General features: G+C 33.6%; 2 pseudogenes. Both read left to right on the top strand.

Annotation, left to right across the window (positions count from 1 at the left end):
• Positions 1-100 precede the first annotated feature (100 nt).
• A pseudogene (gene mltG / locus F6K13_RS34145) lies at positions 101-859 on the top strand (endolytic transglycosylase MltG); the annotation flags it as partial.
• 162 nt (positions 860-1,021) lie between these two features.
• Positions 1,022-1,172: pseudogene (locus tag F6K13_RS34140) on the top strand (YqeG family HAD IIIA-type phosphatase); the annotation flags it as partial.

The raw sequence follows: 1,172 nt of genomic DNA, 5'->3' as shown, positions 1-1,172 counted from the left end.
TAGAATTTTATCTGCGATCGCGCTGAGTGGTTCTGTCGGTGATAATTTATAAGTTCCTGCTTTAAATTCTAGATCGGGATTTTGTATTCCCAACCATTTGACCCAGAAATTCCAAGCTGTTGCAGATAAAATTCTAGAGGGAGATGTAGTTAAACTCAGCTATACCATTCGTGAAGGATGGTCAATTCAACAAATGGCTGAATATTTAGAAGCTCAAGGATTTTTTCCTGCTGCTGATTTTATTGCTGCTACTAGAAATATTCCTTATGATAAATTTCCCTGGTTACCAAGTAATATACCTCACTTAGAGGGTTATTTATTCCCAGATACTTATAAGATAGAAGCACAAAAAAATACTCCTGAAGCTATTATTAATCAAATGCTAGGGCAGTTTGAAAAAATTGCATTACCTGTATATCAGAAAAATCTGAATAATGCCGAAAATTTGAACCTCCATGAGTGGGTGACATTGGCGAGTATTGTAGAAAAGGAATCTGTAGTTTCTGAGGAGCGAGGTGTAATTTCCGGTGTATTTAATAATCGTTTGAAGAAAGGTATGAGGTTAGCAGCAGACCCAACAGTGGAATATGGCCTTGGTATCCGTCAAACAAAAGAGAAACCTCTTACCTATCGTCAGGTTGAAACTCCTTCTCCTTATAATACTTATCTTAATATTGGCTTACCACCAACTGCAATTGCTAGTCCTGGTTTAGCAAGTTTAGAAGCAACTCTTAATCCAGATGATACTGAATATTTATATTTTATGGCCAGGTATGATGGTACTCATATTTTCAGTCGTACTGCTGCAGAACATGAGGCTGCTATTGCAGAGGTAGAAAGAATGTTATCATCTCAGTAGCTAGTAGTTTTTTTTATTTTTTTTTGATGAGTAAGAAAGTCAAAATTAGCAGTTTATGAATAAATAACTTTGATGTATTTTATTTATACTGCGCTAATATTTTACTTTTGACTTTTAACTTATTTATTTAAAATTATCGTGATTATAATAAATATTAATTTTATGTCTTGGGGTAAACTTTTACAGCCAAATTTAGTTTTGGGAAACTCAATTTTAAGTCTAACATCGGGAATTATTCAAAAAAATCAAATTAAAGGGTTAGTTTTAGATGTAGATGATACTCTTGTACCAATTCGTGACAGTAACACTTCTC

Origin of the sequence: Okeania sp. SIO2B9 (genome assembly GCF_010672505.1) — a bacterium.
Lineage (GTDB): Bacteria > Cyanobacteriota > Cyanobacteriia > Cyanobacteriales > Microcoleaceae > Okeania > Okeania hirsuta.
The sequence above is the reverse complement of the archived record's forward strand: the minus strand, read 5'-3'. Positions and strand labels throughout refer to the sequence as shown.